The 22884-nt window shown below is 38.2% G+C and carries 22 protein-coding genes and 1 riboswitch; of the genes, 14 read left to right on the top strand and 8 right to left on the bottom strand.

The genetic code is table 11. The features are described 5' to 3' along the window. The first annotated feature begins 36 nt into the window (after positions 1-36). Positions 37-1674, top strand: a complete 1638-nt coding sequence (locus ACNHOZ_RS24650) for a family 14 glycosylhydrolase (protein WP_033580731.1) — start codon at positions 37-39, stop codon at positions 1672-1674. 48 nt (positions 1675-1722) lie between these two features. Here ACNHOZ_RS24650 and msrA read toward each other — a convergent pair whose 3' ends face one another. Next, positions 1723-2238 (bottom strand): peptide-methionine (S)-S-oxide reductase MsrA, encoded by a 516-nt coding sequence (gene msrA, locus ACNHOZ_RS24645; protein ID WP_028412466.1) that lies wholly within the window; start codon positions 2236-2238, stop codon positions 1723-1725. A 347-nt stretch (positions 2239-2585) separates the two neighbouring features. On the opposite strand from msrA, the gene ACNHOZ_RS24640 reads away from it, so the two are divergent. Together ACNHOZ_RS24640 and ACNHOZ_RS24635 are read left to right on the top strand one after the other, a co-directional pair. Then, positions 2586-3923: an ATP-binding protein gene (locus ACNHOZ_RS24640; RefSeq protein ID WP_048021594.1), complete on the top strand. Its 1338-nt coding sequence runs from the start codon at positions 2586-2588 to the stop codon at positions 3921-3923. 160 nt (positions 3924-4083) lie between these two features. Next, on the top strand, positions 4084-4980 hold the full coding sequence (locus ACNHOZ_RS24635) for a hypothetical protein (protein WP_048021592.1): 897 nt from the start codon (positions 4084-4086) through the stop codon (positions 4978-4980). Positions 4981-5175: 195 nt separating this feature from the next. On the opposite strand, the gene ACNHOZ_RS24630 is transcribed toward ACNHOZ_RS24635, so the two are convergent. Further along, complete coding sequence (locus ACNHOZ_RS24630) at positions 5176-6732, bottom strand: ABC-F family ATP-binding cassette domain-containing protein (RefSeq protein ID WP_048021590.1); 1557 nt, start codon at positions 6730-6732, stop codon at positions 5176-5178. Positions 6733-6993: 261 nt separating this feature from the next. Between ACNHOZ_RS24630 and ACNHOZ_RS24625 the strand changes: the two genes are divergently transcribed. Next, positions 6994-7926, top strand: coding sequence for a D-2-hydroxyacid dehydrogenase (locus ACNHOZ_RS24625; RefSeq protein ID WP_048021589.1), 933 nt, complete (start codon positions 6994-6996; stop codon positions 7924-7926). 99 nt (positions 7927-8025) lie between these two features. After that, complete coding sequence (locus tag ACNHOZ_RS24620; protein WP_048021587.1) at positions 8026-9111, top strand: nitric oxide synthase oxygenase; 1086 nt, start codon at positions 8026-8028, stop codon at positions 9109-9111. Positions 9112-9159: 48 nt separating this feature from the next. Here ACNHOZ_RS24620 and ACNHOZ_RS24615 read toward each other — a convergent pair whose 3' ends face one another. Then, the gene (locus ACNHOZ_RS24615; RefSeq protein ID WP_016762840.1) at positions 9160-9291 is read right to left on the bottom strand and encodes a YflJ family protein; all 132 of its coding nucleotides are present in this window, start codon (positions 9289-9291) and stop codon (positions 9160-9162) included. 173 nt (positions 9292-9464) lie between these two features. After that, positions 9465-9914 (bottom strand): Rrf2 family transcriptional regulator, encoded by a 450-nt coding sequence (locus ACNHOZ_RS24610; protein ID WP_028410145.1) that lies wholly within the window; start codon positions 9912-9914, stop codon positions 9465-9467. Positions 9915-10130: 216 nt separating this feature from the next. On the opposite strand from ACNHOZ_RS24610, the gene hmpA reads away from it, so the two are divergent. From hmpA to ACNHOZ_RS24590, 4 genes are all read left to right on the top strand, one after another. After that, complete coding sequence (hmpA, locus tag ACNHOZ_RS24605; RefSeq protein ID WP_048021585.1) at positions 10131-11312, top strand: NO-inducible flavohemoprotein; 1182 nt, start codon at positions 10131-10133, stop codon at positions 11310-11312. A gap of 72 nt (positions 11313-11384) precedes the next feature. Beyond that, positions 11385-12674 carry a lysine N(6)-hydroxylase/L-ornithine N(5)-oxygenase family protein gene (locus ACNHOZ_RS24600; RefSeq protein WP_048021584.1) on the top strand — a complete coding sequence of 430 codons (1290 nt, stop codon included), beginning with the start codon at positions 11385-11387 and terminating at the stop codon, positions 12672-12674. A 143-nt stretch (positions 12675-12817) separates the two neighbouring features. Then, positions 12818-13330, top strand: a complete 513-nt coding sequence (locus ACNHOZ_RS24595; RefSeq protein ID WP_013081517.1) for a type 1 glutamine amidotransferase domain-containing protein — start codon at positions 12818-12820, stop codon at positions 13328-13330. Positions 13331-13688: 358 nt separating this feature from the next. Then, positions 13689-14435 (top strand): CAP domain-containing protein, encoded by a 747-nt coding sequence (locus ACNHOZ_RS24590; protein WP_048021582.1) that lies wholly within the window; start codon positions 13689-13691, stop codon positions 14433-14435. A gap of 238 nt (positions 14436-14673) precedes the next feature. Here the strand turns inward: ACNHOZ_RS24590 and ade are convergent, their stop codons facing one another. Beyond that, positions 14674-16410, bottom strand: a complete 1737-nt coding sequence (gene ade / locus ACNHOZ_RS24585; protein WP_048021580.1) for an adenine deaminase — start codon at positions 16408-16410, stop codon at positions 14674-14676. An 83-nt stretch (positions 16411-16493) separates the two neighbouring features. Continuing rightward, a riboswitch (purine riboswitch) is annotated at positions 16494-16595 on the bottom strand. Between the two features lie 182 nt (positions 16596-16777). Continuing rightward, positions 16778-17005 carry a DUF1128 domain-containing protein gene (locus ACNHOZ_RS24580; protein ID WP_013055127.1) on the bottom strand — a complete coding sequence of 76 codons (228 nt, stop codon included), beginning with the start codon at positions 17003-17005 and terminating at the stop codon, positions 16778-16780. Between the two features lie 176 nt (positions 17006-17181). On the opposite strand from ACNHOZ_RS24580, the gene ACNHOZ_RS24575 reads away from it, so the two are divergent. The 3 genes from ACNHOZ_RS24575 to ACNHOZ_RS24565 are packed head-to-tail and all read left to right on the top strand — an operon-like array spanning position 17182 to position 18887. Beyond that, on the top strand, positions 17182-17655 hold the full coding sequence (locus tag ACNHOZ_RS24575) for a low molecular weight protein-tyrosine-phosphatase (RefSeq protein ID WP_048021578.1): 474 nt from the start codon (positions 17182-17184) through the stop codon (positions 17653-17655). Positions 17656-17694: 39 nt separating this feature from the next. After that, positions 17695-18033: a hypothetical protein gene (locus tag ACNHOZ_RS24570; RefSeq protein ID WP_048021576.1), complete on the top strand. Its 339-nt coding sequence runs from the start codon at positions 17695-17697 to the stop codon at positions 18031-18033. Positions 18034-18047: 14 nt separating this feature from the next. Continuing rightward, on the top strand, positions 18048-18887 hold the full coding sequence (locus ACNHOZ_RS24565) for a YihY/virulence factor BrkB family protein (RefSeq protein ID WP_034267022.1): 840 nt from the start codon (positions 18048-18050) through the stop codon (positions 18885-18887). 229 nt (positions 18888-19116) lie between these two features. Here the strand turns inward: ACNHOZ_RS24565 and ACNHOZ_RS24560 are convergent, their stop codons facing one another. Together ACNHOZ_RS24560 and ACNHOZ_RS24555 are read right to left on the bottom strand one after the other, a co-directional pair. After that, positions 19117-21036 (bottom strand): heavy metal translocating P-type ATPase, encoded by a 1920-nt coding sequence (locus tag ACNHOZ_RS24560; RefSeq protein ID WP_034267025.1) that lies wholly within the window; start codon positions 21034-21036, stop codon positions 19117-19119. 225 nt (positions 21037-21261) lie between these two features. Beyond that, on the bottom strand, positions 21262-21411 hold the full coding sequence (locus ACNHOZ_RS24555) for a BH0509 family protein (RefSeq protein WP_013055132.1): 150 nt from the start codon (positions 21409-21411) through the stop codon (positions 21262-21264). Positions 21412-21619: 208 nt separating this feature from the next. Here ACNHOZ_RS24555 and ACNHOZ_RS24550 point away from each other — a divergent pair, with 208 nt between their 5' ends. Together ACNHOZ_RS24550 and ACNHOZ_RS24545 are read left to right on the top strand one after the other, a co-directional pair. Continuing rightward, positions 21620-21937 (top strand): ArsR/SmtB family transcription factor, encoded by a 318-nt coding sequence (locus tag ACNHOZ_RS24550; RefSeq protein ID WP_034267028.1) that lies wholly within the window; start codon positions 21620-21622, stop codon positions 21935-21937. Between the two features lie 15 nt (positions 21938-21952). Then, positions 21953-22882 (top strand): cation diffusion facilitator family transporter, encoded by a 930-nt coding sequence (locus tag ACNHOZ_RS24545; RefSeq protein WP_048021574.1) that lies wholly within the window; start codon positions 21953-21955, stop codon positions 22880-22882. The last annotated feature ends 2 nt before the right edge of the window (positions 22883-22884 follow it).

Below are 22884 nucleotides of genomic sequence, written 5' to 3'. Positions count from 1 at the left end.
TACCTATAGGTGATTTTGAAAAAATGGAGGGAAGCTATGAAACAGCTATGTAAAAAAGGATTGGCTTTTATTTTGGTGCTCATTTTTGTTAACGCTTTCATTTTGAATCCACTTAATGGAGCGGCTGCCGTAGATGGAAAATCAATGAATCCTGGTTACAAAACCTACTTAATGGCGCCTTTAAAAAAGGTAACAGACTATACAACATGGGAAGCGTTTGAGAACGATTTACGCAAAGCGAAACAAAATGGATTTTATGCGGTGACAGTAGACTTCTGGTGGGGAGATATGGAGAAGAACGGCGATCAGCAGTTTGATTTTTCCTATGCTCAGCGCTTTGCTCAAGCTGCTCGTAATGCAGGTATAAAGATCGTTCCTATTATTTCTACTCATCAGTGCGGCGGTAATGTTGGAGATGATTGTAACGTTCCGCTTCCGTCTTGGGTATGGAACTTAAAAAGTGATGACAGCCTTTACTTTAAATCTGAAACAGGTACGACAAATAAAGAAACGCTAAGCCCGCTGGCAACTGACGTTATTTCTAAGCAATACGGAGAGCTCTATACGGCATTTGCGCAAGCGTTAGCACCTTATAAAGACGTGATTGCTAAAATCTATTTATCCGGAGGCCCTGCAGGTGAAATTCGTTATCCGTCCTATACAGCAGCAGACGGAACCGGCTATCCTTCTAGAGGAAAATTTCAAGTGTATACGAACTTCGCCAAAAGCAAGTTTCAATCATATGCTTTGACTAAATACGGTTCACTCGCCGGCGTCAATCAGGCATGGGGAACCAATTTAACCTCTGCATCGCAAATTTTACCGCCATCAGATGGCTATCAGTTCTTAAAAGATGGTTATTCAACAGCTTATGGAAAAGATTTCTTAGCATGGTATCAAGGAGCTTTGGAAGATCACACAAAACGTATTGGACAGTTAGCTCATCAGGCTTTTGATGCCACCTTTAACGTACCAATCGGTGCAAAAGTGGCGGGAATTCATTGGCAGTATAATAATCCGACGATTCCTCATGCTGCAGAAAAACCTGCTGGATATAATGATTACAATGCGCTTTTAGACGCTTTTAAAACAGCTAAATTAGATATAACGTTTACGTGCTTAGAAATGACGGACAGCGGAAGTTATCCCGAATATTCTATGCCAAAGACGCTTGTACGCCAAGTAGCAGGTATTGCGAATGCAAAAGGAATTGTTTTAAACGGGGAAAATGCTCTAACTATAGGCAGTGAAGATCAATATAAAAAAGCAGCTGAAATGGCCTTTAACTATAATTTTGCAGGATTTACTTTGCTTCGTTTCTACGATGTCATTAACAATGATACGCTGATGGGGCAATTTAAAAATACGCTGGGCGTTACACCAGTTGCGCAAACGGTTGTAGTAAAAAATGCGCCAACTGCGGTAGGAGAAACGGTTTATATTGTTGGAGACAGAGCTGAGCTAGGTCAGTGGGATACGTCCCTTTATCCAATTAAATTAACATATAATTCATCTACAGCCGATTGGAGAGGCACCGTCTATTTTCCTGCGAGTCAAAATGTTCAATTTAAAGCAATTGTGAAGAGAGCTGATGGCTCGTTAAAAGCATGGCAGCCTTCGCAGCAATATTGGAGCGTGCCGTCAACAACAGCAACTTATACAGATAATTGGTAAACAAAGCCGCATAGCAAACGCTATGCGGCTTTGTTTCGAACATGAGAATTATTTCCAGTTCGCTTGAATAAACTCATCTCGACCAGACTTAGCGCGGTCTTCTTTATAATGCTTTGGATTTTTCTTGTGGAAATCTTGGTGATACTCTTCCGCTTCATAAAACGCAGAGGCAGGAAGGATGCTTGTCACGATTGGTTTTTTAAAACGTCCGCTTTTTGCGACCTCTAGCTTTGTCTCTTCAGCTTCCTGCTTTTGGCTATCGTTATGGTAAAAAATTGCTGTTCGATACTGCGAGCCTCGATCTTGGAATTGACCTCCATCATCTGTTGGATCAATTTGCGGCCAATAAAGATCTAACAAACGTTTATACGGAAACACTTCAGGGTCAAATGTGATTTGAACCACTTCGTAATAACCGCTTGTGCCAGATTTTACTTGCTCATAGGTAGGGTTATCCACAGTTCCCCCCATATATCCTGATACAATGCCGTGAATACCTTCTAGCTCTTCAAATGGTGTAACCATACACCAGAAACATCCACCTGCAAATGTAGCTTTTTCCATACGTAATCCCTCACTTAATCCGTTGTTATGAAGGGTATTATAACAAATTTATATTGAAACAGCTAGAAAAGGGTTTGTAGGTTGTGTAAAAGCTGTGGATAAAGATAAATATCCACAGCTTTTACACAATAAACTCGGCTATGTTGAAGATTGAAAAATGCAGGAGAGAAGAAAGAAAAAATGATAGAATAGATGAGGTGTATATATCGATGTAGCAGAGATTAGGCGGCAGAAGCAGGATCTATGCGGCATCTAGATAAATAAAGTTAGTACGTTAGTAACAAGAGGTAAGAAACAGCATATTCGCGCTGTTAAATAAATATACAAAGATAATAGGAGAGTTGAATATGTTACAAGATAATCTCATCCTAGAGCACTATGGATTAAATGAATTAAATTTTGATACGATCAAAAGCTACCGGGATCGATTTGCTGAAGTAAAACCAGCTCATCCTTGGAATGCGCTTGAAACAAAAGAGTTTTTATACAAAGTAGGAGCATGGGGAAAGGTAAGAGATACCCATAAAGAAGGAGTTACGCTCGCAGGCCTGCTTTTATTCAGTGAAGAACGGATTATCACAGAAGTTTTACCACAATACTTTTTAGAATACCGGGAAAGTAAAGGGAATGAAGAATGGACAGAGCGTTTTACCTCTCAAGACGGGACGTGGTCAGGAAATATTTTCGATTTTTATTTCCATATTCATGAAATTGTTCGCAATAGCGAACCCCAGTCGTCAATCGCTTCCTCTTTAACAGAAGTTTTAATCAATATGCTTATTCATGCAGATTATAATGGCGAGGGCGGCGTTATTTTAGAAAAGCAACCTTCTCATTACGTTTTTTCTAATCCAGGTCTTTTGTTAGTACCTACAGATTCAGTTTTTAGTAAAACCGTTAGTCAGCTTCGAAACCCGAATATCGTTAAGCTATTCAGTTTACTAGGGCTATGTGAACGTTCGGGCTCTGGCTTGAAAAAAGTGAAGCAAAACTGGAGCTTGCATCATTATAAAAAGCCTTCTGTTGATCAAGATGTTTCTATGCATCGTACGGTAGTCACGTTATCTCTGTCCACTCAAGAAAGACAGATTAGTTCTTCTGAAAAAGACACTTATCATACGTCTGTAACTGATTTGGGAAATAATTTTAAAAGTGTCGAAAAATATCAAAACATACCTGAAAACAATGTCGAAAATAACTACTATAATAAAAATAAAGACTCTTATAATAAAGATTTATTAGAGGAGTTAAACTCATGTAATAACGATAATAACTCCTATAATAAAGAAGAAAACTACTATAATAGTGAACTTAACTCATATAATAAAGATGATTACTCCTATAATAGTTATCAAAGCTCCTATAATAAAGAATCGGAAGATGGTTCTTCTAATTCAGTGAATGGTGAGGATATTGATACGAAGCTATGGGATATTGCAGCGCTGGCTCGTGAAAAAAAACGGCTTTCGCCTAATCAGATGGAGCATATTATTCTTGAATTATGCAAAGAAAAACCGCTCATGCTTAAAGAGTTTGCTTATTTACTAGAAAGAACGCCGGATGGAGTACGTAATAATTATTTAACAAAGCTATTACGAAAAGGACAATTACAGTTGAAATATCCAAATCAGCCAAACCATCCAAAGCAGGCATATTTATTCCATAAGAAAGATACAGGGAAGTAAATCAAGCAACCGCTAGAACAAATAAAGATTAGGCTGAAAAAATTGATAAGGGAGAGTTTGCTGAAAGCTACAGATCTAAGGGAGAAATTCACCATAAAGTTGCCAAGCTGCCAGACTCTCTTTATATGAGTTCTGGCTCGTATAAAGGAGGAAATAGAGTGTGAAAAGCAAGTGCGTTCTTATTTTTCTGGTGGTTGTATGGCTGTTTAATATGGGGAAAGGAACAGGATGTGGATCAAAGGTGAATGCAGAGATGAATATACCGCTGTCGACGTGGGTGTGGGATACAAAGAAATGGATGTTGGACCAAGAAGCTATCCGTGAAAAACTTCAAGAAAAAAAGGTGACAAAGGTTTATTTACAAATTGACGCTCATCTTTCACCTTCTGTATATAGGCATTTTATCCAACAAGCGCAAGTCCAGGGTATAGATGTCTACGCACTTGACGGCGCTCCTTCTTGGATAGGGCCTTCTGGTATAGAAGAGCAAGACGCATTTTTTAATTGGATAACAGCTTACCAAGCAGAAGCGGAAGAACAACAGCAATTTTCAGGGGTTCATTTAGATATAGAGCCGTATTTGTATAAAAGCTGGAAAAATAATCGAGCGAAAAGTATTCTGCAGTATCAATATGTTATTTCTCAAGCTGCAGTACAGTCTCGTCAGTTACACTTGCCGCTTGCTGTAGATATACCGTTTTGGTTTGACGAAGTTCTATTCAAAAATAGCAACGGTTCCGGTTCGCTGGGGCATTGGATTATTCAGTACGCTGATGAAGTCACAATTATGTCGTACCGAAACCATGCAGATAAAGAAGACGGTATTGCTGACATAACGCAAAATGAACGCAAGTGGGGACGTGTACTATCCACTCCGATTGAAATAGGGGTAGAAACGATGGCTTCAGATGAAGGGGAATACATTTCTTTTTCTGCTAAAGGAGAAGAAAAGATGATGCAAGAGCTGGGTAAGTTGCTTACGAAGTGTCAAGCTAAAAACCCTCCAAGCAGTATAGCTGTTCATCATTTTGATAGCTGGCTACAGATGAAACCATGACAACGAAAAGACCGCTGCATCACTGCAGCGGTCTTTTTGGGTTTAGGGAGTATAGATACAATATAGCCATTTTATTAAAGGACTATACATAAAAAAAGTAACCATTTAAAAAATGGCTACTCACACAAAGGGGGGGAACTTAATCTTATCATTCCCACTTTTTCTAAAAGATATGCCTCTTTTAACCCGTTTTTTTTAAAATAATTTAGTCGTCCAAGATTCGCAGTTCCACACGTCTGTGACTACATCTTGATAAAATTCAGGTTCGTGACAAATAATTAAGATACTTCCTTTGTATTCTTTTAAAGCTCGTTTTAATTCATCTTTCGCATCTACATCCAAGTGGTTTGTAGGCTCATCCAGTACAAGAATGTTGGTTTCATTGTTAATCAGCTTACATAGACGGACTTTTGCTTTTTCTCCACCGCTTAGAACTTCTACTTTACTTTCAATATGTTTGGTTGTTAAGCCGCATTTAGCTAACGCTGCACGAATTTCATATTGGGTAAAGTGAGGAAACTCGTTCCATGCTTCTTCAATACACGTATTGTAGTTAGCTGATTTAACTTCTTGTTCGAAATAGCCAATATGCTGGTAATCGCCTTTTTCTACAGAGCCTGAAATCGGTTTGATTTCTCCTAGAATACTTTTTAAAAGAGTTGTTTTCCCGATTCCATTTGCTCCTACAAGGGCAATCTTTTGACCTCGCTCCATTTTTAGATTCAGTGGCTTAGAAAGCGGCTCTTCGTATCCAATGACTAAATCAGATGTTTCAAAAATTAATTTGCTTGAAGTACGAGCACTCTTAAAGTTAAACTCTGGTTTTGGACGCTCTTGAGCTAGTTCAATTACTTCCATTTTATCCAGCTTTTTTTGACGGGACATGGCCATATTTCGTGTCGACACGCGCGCTTTGTTTCTCGCTACGAAATCTTTTAAATCTGCCATTTCTTGCTGTTGTTTTTTATAAGCTGCTTCAAGCTGCTGTTTTTTCATCTCATATACTTTCATAAAATCGTGGTAGTCTCCTACATAGCGATTTAACTCTTGGTTTTCCATATGATAAATTAAATTGATCACGCTATTTAAAAATGGAAGATCGTGAGAAATTAAAATAAAGGCATTTTCATATTCTTGCAAGTAGCGTCGTAGCCACTCAATATGCTGTTCATCCAAGTAGTTTGTAGGCTCATCAAGTAAAAGAATTTCTGGTTTTTCAAGCAATAGTTTGGCTAGCAATACTTTTGTACGCTGTCCGCCACTTAAATCCTGTACGTCACGATCTAAGCCGATATCTTCTAATCCTAATCCGCGCGCAATTTCTTCGACTTTTGCATCGATAACGTAAAAGTCATTGTTTGTTAAGAGGTCTTGAAGCGTACCGACTTCTTCTAATAGTTTTTCGAGTTCTTCTGGTGATACATCCGCCATTTTCTCATAGAGGCCATTCATTTGAGCTTCTAAATCAAATAAATATTGAAAAGCACTTTTTAGTACATCACGAATAGAAAGGCCGCGCTCTAATGCCGTGTGCTGATCTAAATAGCCAACGCGCACTTTTTTAGACCATTCTACTTTTCCCGCATCCGGTTCTAGCTTGCCTGTAATGATGTTCATAAATGTTGATTTACCTTCGCCGTTTGCTCCAATCAAGCCGACGTGTTCACCTTTTAACAATCGAAATGATACATCGTTAAAAATCGCACGGTCACCAAAACCATGGCTTAGATTTTTTACGTTTAATACACTCATGCTGACACACCTTTTCTTTTAAAATATCTATCGTACGTTTCGTTATAAACAAATTGATTCATAACGATTATAGCGAACTTATATACATAAATCCATATGAGTTTTCCAGCCTTGAAAGTCATATAAAATTCACTCGCGTCTTCCTTTCACTTGATTCATACTATATATATCAATGTAGAAAATCCTTCATGACGAAGGGACGGTTATATCGAATCATTCAAATAGAGTATATAGAAGAATAAAAAGGCAGGGGGAAAAGAAATGAACATTTATACGATACTAGTGGCAGGAAGAATGCATAAGGAGCTGGAGGAGATAATCAAACAAAAGCAGCTGTCTCAGACGTTTCGATTTATGGAAGAGCAAGACGTTACAATGGAAGATTTAAACTGGGCTGACGCGCTTTTATCCTTCGGTCCAACGAATTACTTTAAAGACCATAGCTTCAAATGGATTCATTCTCTCGGTGCAGGAGTTGATCGGTTCTTAGAAAGTGGGGATTGGAAAAAGAGCGTGATGTTAACACGTACGGTTTGTTCATTTGGTCAGCGGATCAGTGAATATTGTCTTAGCTATATGCTAGCTGAACTTCAGCACCACGCACAGTTTCAGCATCAGCAAAAACAAAAGCAGTGGAAAGCGGTAGAGCCTCAGCAGCTTTCTGCTCAAACGGTCATCATTTATGGAACAGGTGAAATCGGAGGACGTCTTGCAACCGTTTTAAAATCTTTTGGTGTACGAGTGATAGGAGTATCTAAAAGTGGAAATGAAAAGCCGTCATTTGATCAAGTAGTCTCGATTTCAAATGAGAGAGACTTGCTAAAAGAAGCTGATTGGATTATTAGTACAATGCCGCTAACGAATGAAACAAAAAGCTACTTTGATTCAAAATGGATGAATGTAGTTGAAAATGCATACTTTATAAATGTTGGACGAGGTGCAACTGTAGATGAAAATGCGTTAGTAGAGGCTATTGAGCAAAAGCGTATTCGAAAAGCATACATAGACGTATTTGAACGTGAGCCGTTAACGAAAGAATCTTTTTGGTGGAATCATTCACATATCATCATAACACCTCATATTTCGGCGGTGACTACGCCTGCAGAAGCCGTAGAGTGCTTTGTTGAAACGCTGCAAAAAGTTGAGCAAGGCGAATTGCCTTCTAACTTGGTTAATATTGAAAGAGGTTATTAAAGCATTATGATGCGCGTTTCCGCTATGAGAATGGTATACTGAAACTTGCTTTTCGTGGACGAAAAGAATGAAATCTGTTCTTCTAGGGGGGAACAAACGTTGAAGCAAGAAGAATTATTTGAACAAGCACGTGTATTTATAGAGACGTGCTACGCTGAACTTGAAAAAAGCGAAGTGGAAAAAAACAAGCGATTAAAAGAAATTCATCAGCAAATTATGTCACTCGGACATTATGATCATACATTTGAAGAGTTAGAGCACGGAGCTCGCATGGCTTGGAGAAACAGCAATAAATGTATCGGACGACTATTTTGGCAATCGCTCAATGTATTTGATAAGCGAGAGGTGAGCACAGTTGAAGAGGTAAGAGACGCTCTGTTTCATCATATTGAATATGCAACAAATGACGGGAAAATCCGGCCTACTATTACGGTGTTTAAACCGAAAATGCAAGCAAAAGAACCGGTTAGAATCTGGAATCATCAGCTAATCCGCTATGCTGGGTACGAGACGGAATATGGTGTGATAGGAGATCCTGATTCTGTTGCGTTCACGGAGGTTTGCCAAAAGCTAGGGTGGGAAGGTGAGAAAACTCACTTTGATGTTCTTCCTCTGGTCCTGCAAGTTAATGAAGCGTCACCTCGATGGTTTGAGATTCCAAAACATTTAGTGAAAGAAGTAGCTATTACGCATCCGGAACTTCCTGAATTTGAAGACTTACAGTTAAAATGGTACGCTGTCCCGATGATTTCAGATATGAAGCTAGAAATTGGAGGGATTGATTACGTCGCAGCACCATTTAATGGATGGTACATGGGGACTGAAATTGGTGCCCGAAATTTGGCGGATACGTATCGCTATAATCAACTTCCAAAAATAGCTTCTATGATGGGATTGAACATGGATTACAACGCGACGCTTTGGAAGGACAAAGCTATTATTGAATTAAACGTTGCGGTGCTTTCTTCTTTCAAACGAGAAGGTGTTAGCATTGTAGATCATCATACGGCTGCTCAGCAATTTCACTTGTTTGAAGAAAGAGAACAAAAAAATGGCCGGGAAGTGACTGGGAACTGGACATGGTTAATCCCACCGGTTTCACCAGCTACCACACATATTTTTCATAAGCCTTATAAAAATAAAGTATTATCACCAAATTATTTTTATCAAGACGCAGCTTATTAAATGAACAAAAAAGAGAGTACAAATTTGTACTCTCTTTTTACACGTTAATTAATTTTTGTGTTTATCAAGCAAGTTAGCAAGTACATATGTTTTGTACTTTTCCACTTTGCGGCCTTCATGGTTGCGAACTCCTCGTTTTTTAAGTTCCTCAACATACCAACCTTTGCTTCCTACGTGCATACTCAAACACCCTTTCGTCATTTTTTTAGGATGAACAGAATGAGGTTCATTGTCTGCTCGAATGGAGACATCTTGTCTTTCCAATACGTGCCTCATTGTAACATCTTTTATTTTATGATGAAAGGGAAAAAGGTCAAAAAAACGAGAATGATTTCAGGTGAATTTTAGTTTGTTCATTCCTCGTTTTTTTGAGATAGGAGGAGGAGGTTTAATTCGTCTTTATTTTGGATTAGATCTTCTAATGTATACTGATCTAACACTTTAATGAAGGCTTGCATGGCTTCATGCAAAACACTTTTTAACTTGCAGACGGGGCTAATAATGCAGAAGTTTCCTTCACGGTCAAAACATTCAACAATATGAAAATCTTCTTCAGTTTGACGTACCACTTTGCCAATATTAATGTCTTTTGGAAGCTGAGCTAAACGAATACCGCCGTTTCGTCCTCGTATCGTTTCAATTAAGCCAAGTTTTCCAAGTTCGTGAATGATTTTCATAAGATGGTTCTTTGAAATATTATACGCTTCAGCAATTTCTTTTATATTGCTTAGTTTATTATTATCGCGAACGCCTAAATATAATAAAACTCGCAGTGAGTAATCTGTATATTGTGTGAGCCTCATCTTTTTACCTCTTCTCTTATCAGCAGCTGATATATCTATAATAGCATGTCTATATCTAAGAAATACAGAAAGAATGCTCACATTTTTGACAGGGTGAATTTGTGAACATTTCTTTAAATGTGTATATAAAATATATCTTTTTAAGTAGGATATGAGTATCATAAAGATGTATTAAAAATATATCTTTTAAAAATGAATCTTTCGGAGGCGAAAGTTATGAAACAAACAACTATTTCTATTGTAAAAAGTACAGTTCCTGTTTTAGAAAAGCATGGGCAAGCAATCACAACTCGTTTTTATGAAATGCTTTTTGAACAGTATCCTTCTTTAAAAAATGTATTCAACCAAACAAATCAAAAAACAGGACGTCAGCAAATGGCGTTAGCTAATACAGTTTATGCCGCTGCGCAGTACATCGATCGGCTTGAAACGCTGCTTCCAGTTGTGAAGCAAATCGCCCATAAACATCGCAGTATCGGCGTGAAAGCAGAGCACTATCCAATTGTCGGCGAGTTCTTATTAAAGGCAATTAAAGATGTTTTAAAAGAAGCTGCGACCGATGAGATTATGGAAGCTTGGAAAGAAGCTTACGGTGCCATTGCAGACGTATTCATAAGTGTGGAGCAAGAGTTATATGAAGAAGCTGAAGAAAAAGGATGGAAAGATTATAAAAAACTAATGGTTCATAAAAAAGTAAAAGAAGCAGAAGGCGTGTACTCGTTTTATTTAGTATCACCTGATCAAAAAGCACTGCCTGCTTTTCTGCCAGGTCAGTACGTGAGTGTACGAATTCCTGGTCAAGAATATTTATCCATTCGCCAGTACAGCTTATCTGGCTATCCAAACCAACCATACTATAAAATTACGGTGAAAAAAGAAAAACAAATGGAAGACGGGGTCGTGTCAACGTATTTACATGATCAATTGAAAGAAGGAGACTTGCTTGAAGTCAGCGTTCCAGCAGGAGATTTTGTCTTAAAAGAAAATAATAAATCAGTATTTATCAGCGGAGGTGTAGGAATTACTCCAATGATGTCAATGCTTCATCAAGCATTGGAAAACAATCAAGAAGTAACATTTATTCACAGTGCTAAAAATGAGCAGTTTCATGCAATGAAACGAGAGCTTCAATCGTTGTCAGAGACATATACGTTTGAACAGCACGTTTTCTATAGTCAAGCGCAAACAGATCAGCATGATGAAAACATAACGTATGGTCGCTTAACTAAAAAAGAGCTAGCTAAATATGTCGGCGATAAACATGCATATTATTATGTTTGTGGATCTTCTTCATTTACACAAATGGTGTTAGAAGGCCTAGATGAAATGGGCATTTCCCAAGAAAATATCATGTATGAATCGTTTGGCCCGAAAATGAGTATGACTCCTTCCGCATAAATGTATGGAAAAAGGGTAAAAAGCTAACAGTAGACAATACTGTTAGCTTTTTTTATGAAAGGGAGTTTAAAGATGACAAATAAGCAGTATGACATGGTGGGAATAGGAATAGGCCCTTTTAATTTAGGCTTAGCGGCCCTTGCTGAGCCTCTTGATGAAATTGATGCAGTCTTCTTTGATAAAGAAGAGAAATTTGAATGGCATCCGGGCATGTTAATTGACGGCACGGACTTGCAGATTCCGTTTCTAGCAGACTTAGTTACATTTGCAGATCCAACAAGCCCCTATTCTTTTCTAAATTATATTCACAAGCAAAAGCGCTTGTATCCGTTCTTTTTCTTTAATCGTTTTGACATTCCGCGTCAAGAATACAACGAGTACGCGAAATGGGTAGCGGAGCAGCTATCTTCCTGCCACTTTTCTTCAAAAGTTGTGGATGTGATACCAAAAAATGAAGAAGAGTATTATGAAGTAAAGGTAGAAACACCTGAGGGAATTCAAACGGTAAATGCTAAACACGTTGTAATGGGAACAGGAAGCATTCCACTTGTGCCTCCGGCTTTTGAAGAAAAGCTAAATGAGCATATTTTACACAGCAGCGGCTATTTACATAAAAAAGAAGAGATTCAAAAAGGAAAGCATGTAACGATCGTTGGTTCAGGGCAAAGTGCTGCCGAGATTTTTCTGGATTTACTAGAAGAACAGACTGAACATCATTACCACCTTACATGGTTTACAAGATCCTCTAATTTTTTTCAGCTTGATCAATCCAAGCTTGCTCAAGAGTTATTTTCGCCAGACTATGTAGATTACTTTCATTCGCTGTCTTTTGAGGAACGTACAAGCACGGTAGAAGATTTAAACCCCCTACGTCACGGAATTGAATCTTCTACCTTAACGAAAATCTATGATTTACTCTATCATCGTTCACTTAAAGGAAGAGTACCCGTTACGATTCAAGCTTCGACTGAAGTAAGTGACATTCATAAAAAAGCAAATGGATATGAGCTGGAGTGTAAACAATTAAAGGCTGATCGCTCTTTTCAATACGAAGCGGATCGTTTGATATTATCCACGGGCTATAAGCCAAAGATTTCGCCGTTCATCGAACGAATAAAAGATGATATCGAATGGGAAGATGACAAGCGTTTCAACGTCACAAAAGATTACCGGCTTGTCTTTAAACAACCCCGTAACCACCACTTTTTTACGTTAACTAACATTGAACATTCACACGGATCTGGCGCAACAAATCTTGGTTTATCCGTTCAGCGTAATCAGCGTATTCTGAACGTAATTGCAGGTAGAGATGTGTATCCAGTTCCAGAAGAGACGACGTTTCAGACATTTAATTTGTTTTGAATGTCTGATTTATAAAAACCTACACTGTGTTTTTAGATTATTGTAGAAAAGTTTTTTACTCATAAACCATGTTTAAAAGAATAGTGTACGGGTATTTTATTTATAGAACATTAGTACACAAATCAATTAAGGAGTTGCTTAGAATGAGTAAGAAAATTGCAGTATTAGTAACAGATTTATTTGAAGATGTGGAATATACAGATCCAGCCAAAGCCTTTGAAGAAGAAGGCCATACGCTAACAAAAATCGATGTGAAAACAGGCGAAGTAACAGGTAAACAAGGCGAAACAACATTAACAATTGATAAAGCAATTGCCGATGTAAAACCAGAAGATTTTGACGCATTGTTTTTACCCGGAGGCTTCTCACCAGATATCTTGCGTGCGGACGATCAAGTCGTAGCTTTTACAAAATCATTTATGGATGAAGGCAAACCGGTTATGGCTATTTGTCACGGGCCACAGCTGCTAATCAATGCTGAAACATTAAAAGGACGTGACGTAACTGGTTTCAAATCAATTGCTATTGATTTGAAAAATGCAGGCGCAAACTTCCATGATAAAGAAGTTGTGGTATGCGGTAATCAACTAGTTACAAGCCGTACACCAGATGATATGGAAGCATTCGTACGTGAATCAGTAAACGTCTTAAAATAAGTAAATAATATTAGTAAAACTTTCTGTAAAAGGCGATAACAGGGTGATTTACCACTCTGCTGTCGCCTTTTTTGTATGTAACGTTTTTGACGAGGAATTTACAGTTATATTACCGCATTGGATGGAGCTGTTTCTCAAAGTATATGAAAACCTTTTACTATCAATAGATGGAAGCCGCGTAATATAATCGAAATATTTTTTACATAAGTGTGAGTATAATTTTGGTAGCTTAAAAGGCGTTGCGAGTTTCATAGTTTTCATGCAACAATGAGGGTGCATCACGAGATTGGCTTGCTACAAGCTTAGATGCGTTGCGGTTTTACAAAAAACTTTATTATCACATAGGAGGATTTCAAACATGAAGAAAAGGTTTCGTATTGCCACTGTCGCAGGTGCCGTATCATTAGGATTACTAACAGCAGGACAAGCAAATGCAGCAGCTCCTGATTGCAACACTCCAAAACAAATTACCATTAAAGATGCTCAAGCAGCACAAAATATAAATGTAGATGAGCTATTAAAGAAATTTAACGCTCAAGGACAATCTGCTCAAGCAGAAGCTCCACAACAAGAAACACAAACACCAGAGCAAGCTGAAGCAGCTCCACAGGAACAAGCAAAAGCACCAGAGCAAAGTGAAGAGGCAAAAGCTCCTGAGCAAACACAGCAAAACACAAAAGCTCAACAATCAGAAAATACTGATAAAGCAGAACAAACAAAAGATGCTAGTCAATTTGAACAAAAAGTAGTAGATTTAGTAAACCAAGAACGTCAAAAACAAGGTTTAAAGCCTTTAACACTTAACAAAGAATTAAGTGACGTTGCACGCACTAAATCAAAAGATATGATGGATAAAGGTTACTTTGACCACAATTCACCAACGTATGGTTCACCATTTGATATGATGAAACAATTTGGCATTGAATATACAACTGCAGGTGAAAATATTGCAAAAGGTCAGCAATCTCCTGAGGATGTAATGAATGCTTGGATGAATAGTGACGGTCACCGCAAAAACATTCTAAACCCTGATTTTACTGAAATTGGTGTTGGATACGTAAAAGGTGATACTACGTACTGGACTCAACAATTTATCGGTAAGTAATACAAAAAGAGCAGGATATACCTGCTCTTTTTTGCGTTTTTAGCTGTCCAATTTGGGTATAGTAAAGTAAGAACACGTAAAGGAGTGCCTTAAATTGGGACGTATAGTAAAAAAAATTCTAGTCGCTGTTTTTCCTATCCTGTTAAAAGAAGGATATCGTCATTATAAAAATCGTAAAACTCGAACTACTCCGTCTAAAGGGTATAAATAAAAAGGACTCGAAAGAGTCCTTTTTATTTTATGCTTGAACAGGGATATGCTTAAATTCTTTTACGTTAAATAATCCTTTGTCGGTTAATTTTAGACATGGAATAACAGGTAAGCTCAAGAAAGATAAAGTCAGCAACGGATTGAATTTCTGTGAGATATCGAGATCATGAAGAGCTCCGTGAAGCTGCTTAAGTAAGCTGTTCACTTCATTGTAAGGATGAGGTGACATTAATCCTCCGATGGAAAGAGGGAGGGAGCCAATCACTTCATTGCCTTTTACAATAACAATACCTCCGCCGATTTCTTCAATTGCCGCAATTGCTTTTGCTAAATCCTCGTCATTTGTTCCTACCGCTACGATGTTATGTGAATCGTGAGCAATCGTAGTAGCAATCGCTCCGTCTTTTAACTGAAAGCCTTTTACGATCCCCAGACCAATATTCCCTGTTAAATGATGGCGCTCAACAACAGCCATTTTCAGCTGATCGTTTTCTACAGAAGGCTGAAATTCGTTTTGCTTCACTTGAACTTCTTCTACAATATGATTTGTAAGCAGGCTGTTTGGATTAATTTCAATAATATTAGCCCGATTGTGCTGAAGTGGTATCGTAAGTTTGTTAATAGAGAACTCTTTCAAATGAACAGAATTCATTAGTTCTGTCGGAAGATCAATTTGTTCTTCTTGAACAGACAGCATCTCTCCATTTTCAGCAATGAGCTCTCCGTTTTGATAAACATGTGCTGCAGATATATCGGTTAAGTCGTCCAGCAGAATAAAATCGGCTTTGTAACCAGGAGCAACCGCACCTCTATCTTTTAACCCGTAGCATTCAGCGGCATTTAATGAAGCCATTTGAATCGCAATTAACGGATCCAGCCCGAGTTCAATAGCAAAACGAACATTATAATCAATAGAACCTTCCGTTAATAAATCATCTAGGTGTTTGTCATCTGTACAGAATAAAAATCTGCGTGCGTTGCGTTCATTTACAGCGGGTAATAATTGCTTCAAATCTTTAGCGACAGAACCTTGGCGGATCAGAACATACATCCCGCGCTGAATACGTTCAATTGCTTCTTCTGCTGTTACGCATTCATGATCTGTTGAAATGTTAGCGGTACGATAAATATTAACGCCCGTAGCATCTAACCCTGAGCCGTGCCCATCAATTACACCATTTGCATCGTTAGCTGCTTGTAATTTATCGAGCATATCGTTATCTCCATCTCGCACAGCAGGGAAATCCATCACTTCTGCTAATCCAAGCACGCGAGGGTGAGAGAAAAATGGCGCTAAGTCAGCTGCTTTTAAGACGGCTCCAGAGCTTTCAAAAGGAGTTGCTGGAACGCTTGAAGGTAAGTTCACAAATACGTCTAAAGGAATGGAATCCGAGTTTTGAAGCATAAATTCAATGCCAGATTTCCCTGAAACATTCGCAATTTCATGAGGGTCCGTTACGACAGTTGTGACGCCTCTAGGTACAAGAAGTTTTGAGAACTCTTTAGGTGTAACCATTGATGATTCAATGTGAACGTGTCCATCAATGAATGTAGGAGAAATGTATTTTCCTTTTGCATCCACGACGTTATTCCCATCGTATTGACCTATTCCAACAATCACTCCATCTGCAATCGCAATATCGGCTTCGATGATGGAAAGCGTAAAGACATCGATAATTTTCCCGTTTTTCACTACAAGATCTGCAGGTATTTTTTTATTGGCAACAGCAAGCTGTTTTTTTAAGGTTGTTTTTGTATTTGACATGAATGTGACTCCTCTCATTGTATAACTGAATAACAATGAAGGACTATGTAAGGGAGAACATAAAGAAGAATAAAAATGCAGTATGAATGATGTTCAACCCTCGTAGTCCAACTATTTACGGTAGTTCGGTAGAAACTCTTGGACCCTATTTCCAAGACTATACGAGCTTTAGGTATTTCGATACATTCTATAGACAAATAATAAAAACGTCAATTCCTAATAAAAAAGAAAGATTTTTGGGAATATTTCATCTATGTGTATGTAAACGATTTAACTCTTATTTGCTCGCTAAAAGGTGCAGCATTCATGTATAGAAAAAAATGTAGAAAAAACCGTCAATGGCTATTAGTCATTGACGGAGTTGTCATTAAGCTTGTTTACGCAGTGTACCTAATTCTTCCGCGATCGCTTGCATTTCACTTGGGCTAAAAGAATCTTTTCTCATTACCATATCGTATAAGTACTTTAAGTCTTCATACATTTCTTCGTCAAAAGCTTCAGCTTTAATTGCTCCGATATTTAGCATGCGCAATTTTTCACTAATGCTATCGACCATATGTTTAATATTCTCTGGAGATTTTACTGATAAATCCACTTTGTTCATCCTTCCAGTTGCGTTTTTTTTATTGTAACATGTTTTTATCGTGTGAACACTTTTATGTCAGGTTCTTATCCACAGAAGAGTGGAAACGATATAAATAAAAGAAAACTATTTTTTAGTTTAAAAATGATTGTATATAATGTTTGTAATAAGGGAAAGGAGTCGAGACTATGATTAACGTATTATTCGTTTGTTTGGGAAATATTTGTCGTTCACCGATGGCAGAAGCGGTTTTTAAAGATATGGTGAAGAAAAAAGGGCTAGAAGGACAAATTCACGTAGATTCTGCAGGCACAGGAGGCTGGCACAAAGGCAATCCTCCTCATGAAGGGACGCAGTCTATTTTAACGAAAAACAACATTGATTTTAAAGGGCAAACAGCAAGACAAGTGATTCAAGAGGATGTAGCTAAATTCCATTATATTATTGGAATGGATATCGAAAATGTAGGAAATCTGAGAAGGATGGCTGGACATACTAAAACAGGTTATATTGCAAGACTTTTGGATTTTGTGCCCGATTTACATATTGAAGATGTGCCTGATCCTTATTTCACGGGAAATTTTGACGAAGTATATGACTTAGTTCAAGAAGGATGCAAGGCTCTTTTAGACGAAATTATAGAGAAGCATTTCTCAGAATAAGTGATACTTAAAAAATAAAAAACGGAGGAGAAACGACAAATGGGTAAACGAAATAAGCTAGTAGAAGGTATGGTCATTGGAGCAATTATAGGAGGAGCTGTTTCTTTATTTGATAAAGAAACCAGACGTTCCGTCATTCAAGGAAGTAAAAAACTGAAAGACAAAACAAAAACTCTTATTCAGCATCCTGAACTTGTGACGGATACTGTGAAAGAGAAATATGAAACGATCCGTACGACCATTGAGCAAGTTTCTGAAGATGTATCATTTGTAGCGGGAAAAGTAGAAAAGTTAAAAGAAACAACCCCTCAGGTGATGGAAATTGTAAACGATACAAAAGAAGCATTTGTAGAGAAGTATGGTGATGAACAAAAATAAATAAGGAGGCACATATGGCTGGAATATACATAAATAACATCGTAAAGTTTGGAAAAGAACTGATGGGCCGCATTCATCGAGATGAGCTGCCCAGCTTATCAGCTGAATTGGCTTATTATTTGCTGCTCTCGCTATTTCCTTTTTTAATTTTCTTAATTACGCTGATTGGATTTTTGCCATTGGAATCAACAGATCTGCTTGACTTGGTCGAAAATGTAGCGCCACAGCAAACGCTGCACATGATTGAAAGCAACGTTTCTCATATCATTGGTTCTCATAATGAAAAACTATTGTCCTTTGGTATCATTGCCACGATGTGGTCTGCTTCAAATGGAATTAATGCGATCGTAAGGGCATTTAACCGAGCGTATCACGTACAAGAAAATCGGCCGTTTTTAGTGGCGAGAGGCATGGCAGTTCTCCTTACTTTTGCGATGATATTTGTTATTATTGTAGCGCTTTTACTTCCTGTTTTTGGTCATATGATTGGTCTTTATTTATCGTCTACGTTTGGATTTTCAGAAACTTTTCTCGCTTTATGGTCTGCTTCCCGCTGGATTATCAGCGGTCTCATTTTGTTTACTGTTTTTACGGGGTTGTATTACTTTGCTCCTAATAAAAAGCTGCTGATTCGAAATGTTGTAAAAGGAGCGGCTTTTGCTACGGTCGGATGGACAGTGGTATCGATGCTATTTGCGTACTATGTAAATCATTTCAATAACTATACGGCTACATATGGAAGCTTGGGCGGAATTATTATCTTGCTTATTTGGCTGTACCTATCGGGTATGATTATCGTTATTGGAGGAGAAATTAACGCTATTTTCTACGACCGCCGAGTCAAATCTTCATAGTCACAAATTGGGATGAAATCATTCGCAAGATATGAGCATACTAACAAAGTGAAAGGGAGGTTTTACATCATGACAAAGCATACAAAAAAAGATGGAAGCAATACAAAACAAAATAAAAAGAGCCAGCCAAAGCATAAAACAAGCAACAGCCAAAATGGACAAAACGGTTACCATTAAGGCATTGATTTCCATAATAAAAAGCCTAACAAATACGTTAGGCTTATTTTCGTTAAGATTTTAGCAAGCGAAGGCCGTTTAAGATAACTAAAATGGTGCTGCCTTCGTGACCAATAACACCAAATGGCATATCAAGCACTTGGAAAAAATTCGAACAAATTAATAAAAAGATGACGGCAATAGAAAAAATAACATTTTGCTTCACAATTGAGTTCATTCGTCTGGAAAGAGCTACTGCATCCGAAATTTTTGATAAATCATTTTTCATTAAAACGATATCTGCCGTTTCAAGTGCCACATCCGTTCCTTCTCCCATAGCTACTCCAACGTTAGCAGTAGCGAGAGCAGGTGCATCGTTAATACCATCTCCCACCATTGAAACGGTAGGGAATTTTTCTTTTAACGCTTTAATTTTATCTACTTTCGCTTCAGGCAAGCATTCTGCAATGTATTCATCGACGGCACATTCTTTTGAAATGGCCTCGGCTGTTTTTTCGCTGTCTCCTGTAATCATGACGGTATGAATACCCTGCTCTTTAAGAGATTTAACAGCTTCTACAGCTTCTGTTCGTACAACGTCTTTTAGCGCAAGCAATCCCACAATACCATGCTGGTCTTTTGCGTACACAATCGTTTTTCCTTCACTGGCAAGCGTAGATGAAATCCCATTTTCAAATTCAGCTGCTTCTTCTTTACCTACAAAATCTGCTTTTCCTATCTTCCACGTATCTCCTTGAAGAGACCCAATCACACCGTATCCGGGAACGTCTTCAAGTGAATCTGGCTGAACGAGCGTCAATTCCTGCTTGTTTTTCACAAAGTCAACAATGGATTGAGCAAGCGGATGATTAGACTGACGTTCAATTGATGCTATTTTAATAAGAAATTCCTGTTCGTTTATATCAGAACGTACAATAACATTTGTCACTTCTGGCTTTCCTTTTGTTAACGTGCCTGTTTTGTCAAAAGCAATTGCGCTTAAATGGCTTAACCTTTCCAAATGCACGCCGCCTTTGAACAAAATTCCTTTTTTTGCTCCGTTTGAAATAGCAGACAGCGAAGCAGGGGTGATAGATGCAACTAGGGCGCAAGGAGACGCTACAACTAAGAGAATCATTGCTCGATAAAATGTCTCGGTCCAGCTCCATCCAAGCACATAGTGGGGGAGAAACAGCATAACTGCCACAACCGATAGAACAATTTTTACGTATGTGCCTTCAAATCGTTCGATAAACAATTGAGAAGGAGACTTTTCACTTTGAGCCGTTTGAACAAGTTGAATGATCTTTTGAAACAGCGTCTCAGCACTTGGCTTTGTCATTTTAATGGTAATGGCGCCTTTCACATTCACCGTGCCCGCGAATACTTCATCATCGAGCTGTTTTAGTACGGGAACAGATTCACCCGTAATAGCCGCCTGATCAATCGTTGTTTGACCTGAGACAACAATACCATCGGATGGCACTCGTTCACCCGGCTTAACTAACAGCAAGTCTCCGATTTGTAAATCTGAAATGGAGACAATTTCTTCTTGGTCTCCAATCAGCCGCGTTGCTTCTTGCGGCTGCAAATTCATTAAGGCGCTAATTTCTCGGTTGCTTTTATTCATGGTGTACGTTTCTAATGCACCGCTTAGTGCAAAAATGAAAATAAGCATAGCACCTTCTGTCCAGTAGCCAATTACAGCCGCTCCAATGGCAGCAATAATCATTAGCATTTCGACGTTTAATTCTTTATTTTCAATCGTTTCTTCAATGCCTTCTTTTGCTTTAGCAAATCCACCTATCACATAAGCTAATACAAAGAGCGTAATAGATACAGCTGTATCCTGCTGTTTTGAAATCAGCCAGCCGGCTAAAATAAGGACTCCGCTCAACAGTGCAGCAATGAGTTCACCATGTGTTTTTAATACGTTGACAGCAGAAGATGTTTGCGGCGTTTGTTCTTGTTTTTTAGGTAACGCATTTTCCATACAAATCCTCCTTGAACGATAATTGAGAAAAATAATCACAATCATTACCCCTAAAAAAGCACGAAAGCTGCCATCTCAGCGATAGCAGCAAACTTTTTCCATTTATTATCTTTTGAATTGGGATATTTAGTATAGTATAGCACGGAACAAGCAAGGAGGTAACAACTAATGCTTAAAAAATAAAAACAGAATGCAGCTGGACGTCTGCATTCTGTAAAAAACGTACTACATATCTAAATGCTCTTCATAATATTTATAAGCGGAAGTGTAAATGTGCTCGATATCGGCATCCGTCATGTACATTAAGGTTTCACGGTCAATCCCCTTCATTGTTTCAATAAATGTAATCATGTTTTTACGTTCTTGTCTGCTCATTTATTATTCTCCTCTCCATCTGTTTTAATACAGTTTATTATATTTAATTGTATTATATAACAGAAAAAGTATTTTGTGTGGATTTTTTTTAAAAATAGGCAAAAAAATTTTGAAAGACGTAAATAATTGACTATAGAGAAAAAGGTACTTTATAATTTATATATGAACATATGCTCATATACTTGCATATAATGAACGGAGAGATGTTATGAAAAAAGATGAACATTCGTTTTTATCACCTCAAACAGTAGAAGAAGCATCAAGAATACTAAAAGCTATTTCAGATCCTACGAGAATGAAGATTCTCTATTTGCTATTTCAAGAAGAATGTTCAGTCGGTCATATGGTTGAAGTGCTTGGTGTTTCACAATCAGCTATTTCACATCAGTTAACTCACTTGCGTCATTTACGTTTAGTAAAATATCGCCGTGAAGGGAATACGTATTTCTATACGTACGACGATGAACACGTGGTTGGAATACTGCATCAAGTGATTCAGCACGTAGAATGCGCACATAACGATTAGAAGGAGGGGCTTTGCATGAGTCATGATCATCACCACCATCATCATCATGGTCATCATCACCATTTTGATACACAGCGTGAAGGCAACAAAAAAGGTCTGTTAATTGCACTAATTATCACCGCGGGTATTATGGTTCTTGAGTTTGTTGGAGGGCTTTTTACAAATAGTTTAGCGCTATTATCCGATAGCGGACACATGCTGTCTGATACAAGCTCACTTGCTCTTAGCCTCGTAGCCATATGGTTTGCTAACCGAGCTGCTTCGGCTAAAAAAACGTACGGTTATTATCGTTTTGAAATATTAGCGGCTCTTTTTAACGGAGTGGCACTGTTTGTAATAGCAGGGTTTATCATTTATGAAGCCTATCAGCGCGTACTGGAGCCGCAGTCTGTAGCAAGTGGCAGCATGATGCTGATTGCTGCTGTTGGTTTACTCGCTAATTTAATCAGCGCATGGTCACTTATGAGACAAGGCGATGTAAAAGGAAATGTAAATTTGCGCAGCGCTTACTTACACGTATTGGGAGATGCTTTAGGGTCTATTGGAGCTATTGTAGCGGGACTTCTTATGATGCTGTTTGGATGGTATATTGCTGATCCGATTATTTCTGTAGTTGTGTCTGTATTAATTTTAAAAAGCGCTTGGGGCGTGCTTGCTCATAGCGTTCATATTTTGATGGAAGGCTCTCCTGAAGGAGTGGATCACAGTGAAATAAAAAACCTTCTTGAAAACATTGAAGGAGTCAAAGATGTGCATGATTTACACATTTGGACGATCACTTCAGGACTGGACTCATTGAGCTGTCATATGCACGTAGAAGATGAAAAAGATTGTCAGCAGATTTTGCAAAAAGCCATTGATTTAGTACACGATCACTGTGGTATTGAGCATACGACGATACAAATTGAAAAATCAGCTCTTCAGCACCGGACGCTAAAAGTTTAAAA

This window comes from Priestia sp. D51 (assembly GCF_053345675.1).
The sequence above is the reverse complement of the archived record's forward strand: the minus strand, read 5'-3'. Positions and strand labels throughout refer to the sequence as shown.

Bases quoted from the DNA above. Each gene is read 5' to 3' on its own strand.
- ACNHOZ_RS24650 (WP_033580731.1), top strand. From the start codon at position 37: ATGAAACAGCTATGTAAAAAAGGATTGGCTTTTATTTTGGTGCTCATT.
- msrA (WP_028412466.1), bottom strand. From the start codon at position 2,238: ATGGAAAAAGCTACATTTGCAGGTGGATGTTTCTGGTGTATGGTTACA.
- ACNHOZ_RS24640 (WP_048021594.1), top strand. From the start codon at position 2,586: ATGTTACAAGATAATCTCATCCTAGAGCACTATGGATTAAATGAATTA.
- ACNHOZ_RS24630 (WP_048021590.1), bottom strand. From the start codon at position 6,732: ATGAGTGTATTAAACGTAAAAAATCTAAGCCATGGTTTTGGTGACCGT.
- ACNHOZ_RS24625 (WP_048021589.1), top strand. From the start codon at position 6,994: ATGAACATTTATACGATACTAGTGGCAGGAAGAATGCATAAGGAGCTG.
- ACNHOZ_RS24615 (WP_016762840.1), bottom strand. From the start codon at position 9,291: ATGCACGTAGGAAGCAAAGGTTGGTATGTTGAGGAACTTAAAAAACGA.
- ACNHOZ_RS24610 (WP_028410145.1), bottom strand. From the start codon at position 9,914: ATGAGGCTCACACAATATACAGATTACTCACTGCGAGTTTTATTATAT.
- hmpA (WP_048021585.1), top strand. From the start codon at position 10,131: ATGAAACAAACAACTATTTCTATTGTAAAAAGTACAGTTCCTGTTTTA.
- ACNHOZ_RS24600 (WP_048021584.1), top strand. From the start codon at position 11,385: ATGACAAATAAGCAGTATGACATGGTGGGAATAGGAATAGGCCCTTTT.
- ACNHOZ_RS24595 (WP_013081517.1), top strand. From the start codon at position 12,818: ATGAGTAAGAAAATTGCAGTATTAGTAACAGATTTATTTGAAGATGTG.
- ACNHOZ_RS24590 (WP_048021582.1), top strand. From the start codon at position 13,689: ATGAAGAAAAGGTTTCGTATTGCCACTGTCGCAGGTGCCGTATCATTA.
- ade (WP_048021580.1), bottom strand. From the start codon at position 16,410: ATGTCAAATACAAAAACAACCTTAAAAAAACAGCTTGCTGTTGCCAAT.
- ACNHOZ_RS24575 (WP_048021578.1), top strand. From the start codon at position 17,182: ATGATTAACGTATTATTCGTTTGTTTGGGAAATATTTGTCGTTCACCG.
- ACNHOZ_RS24570 (WP_048021576.1), top strand. From the start codon at position 17,695: ATGGGTAAACGAAATAAGCTAGTAGAAGGTATGGTCATTGGAGCAATT.
- ACNHOZ_RS24565 (WP_034267022.1), top strand. From the start codon at position 18,048: ATGGCTGGAATATACATAAATAACATCGTAAAGTTTGGAAAAGAACTG.
- ACNHOZ_RS24560 (WP_034267025.1), bottom strand. From the start codon at position 21,036: ATGGAAAATGCGTTACCTAAAAAACAAGAACAAACGCCGCAAACATCT.
- ACNHOZ_RS24555 (WP_013055132.1), bottom strand. From the start codon at position 21,411: ATGAGCAGACAAGAACGTAAAAACATGATTACATTTATTGAAACAATG.
- ACNHOZ_RS24550 (WP_034267028.1), top strand. From the start codon at position 21,620: ATGAAAAAAGATGAACATTCGTTTTTATCACCTCAAACAGTAGAAGAA.
- ACNHOZ_RS24545 (WP_048021574.1), top strand. From the start codon at position 21,953: ATGAGTCATGATCATCACCACCATCATCATCATGGTCATCATCACCAT.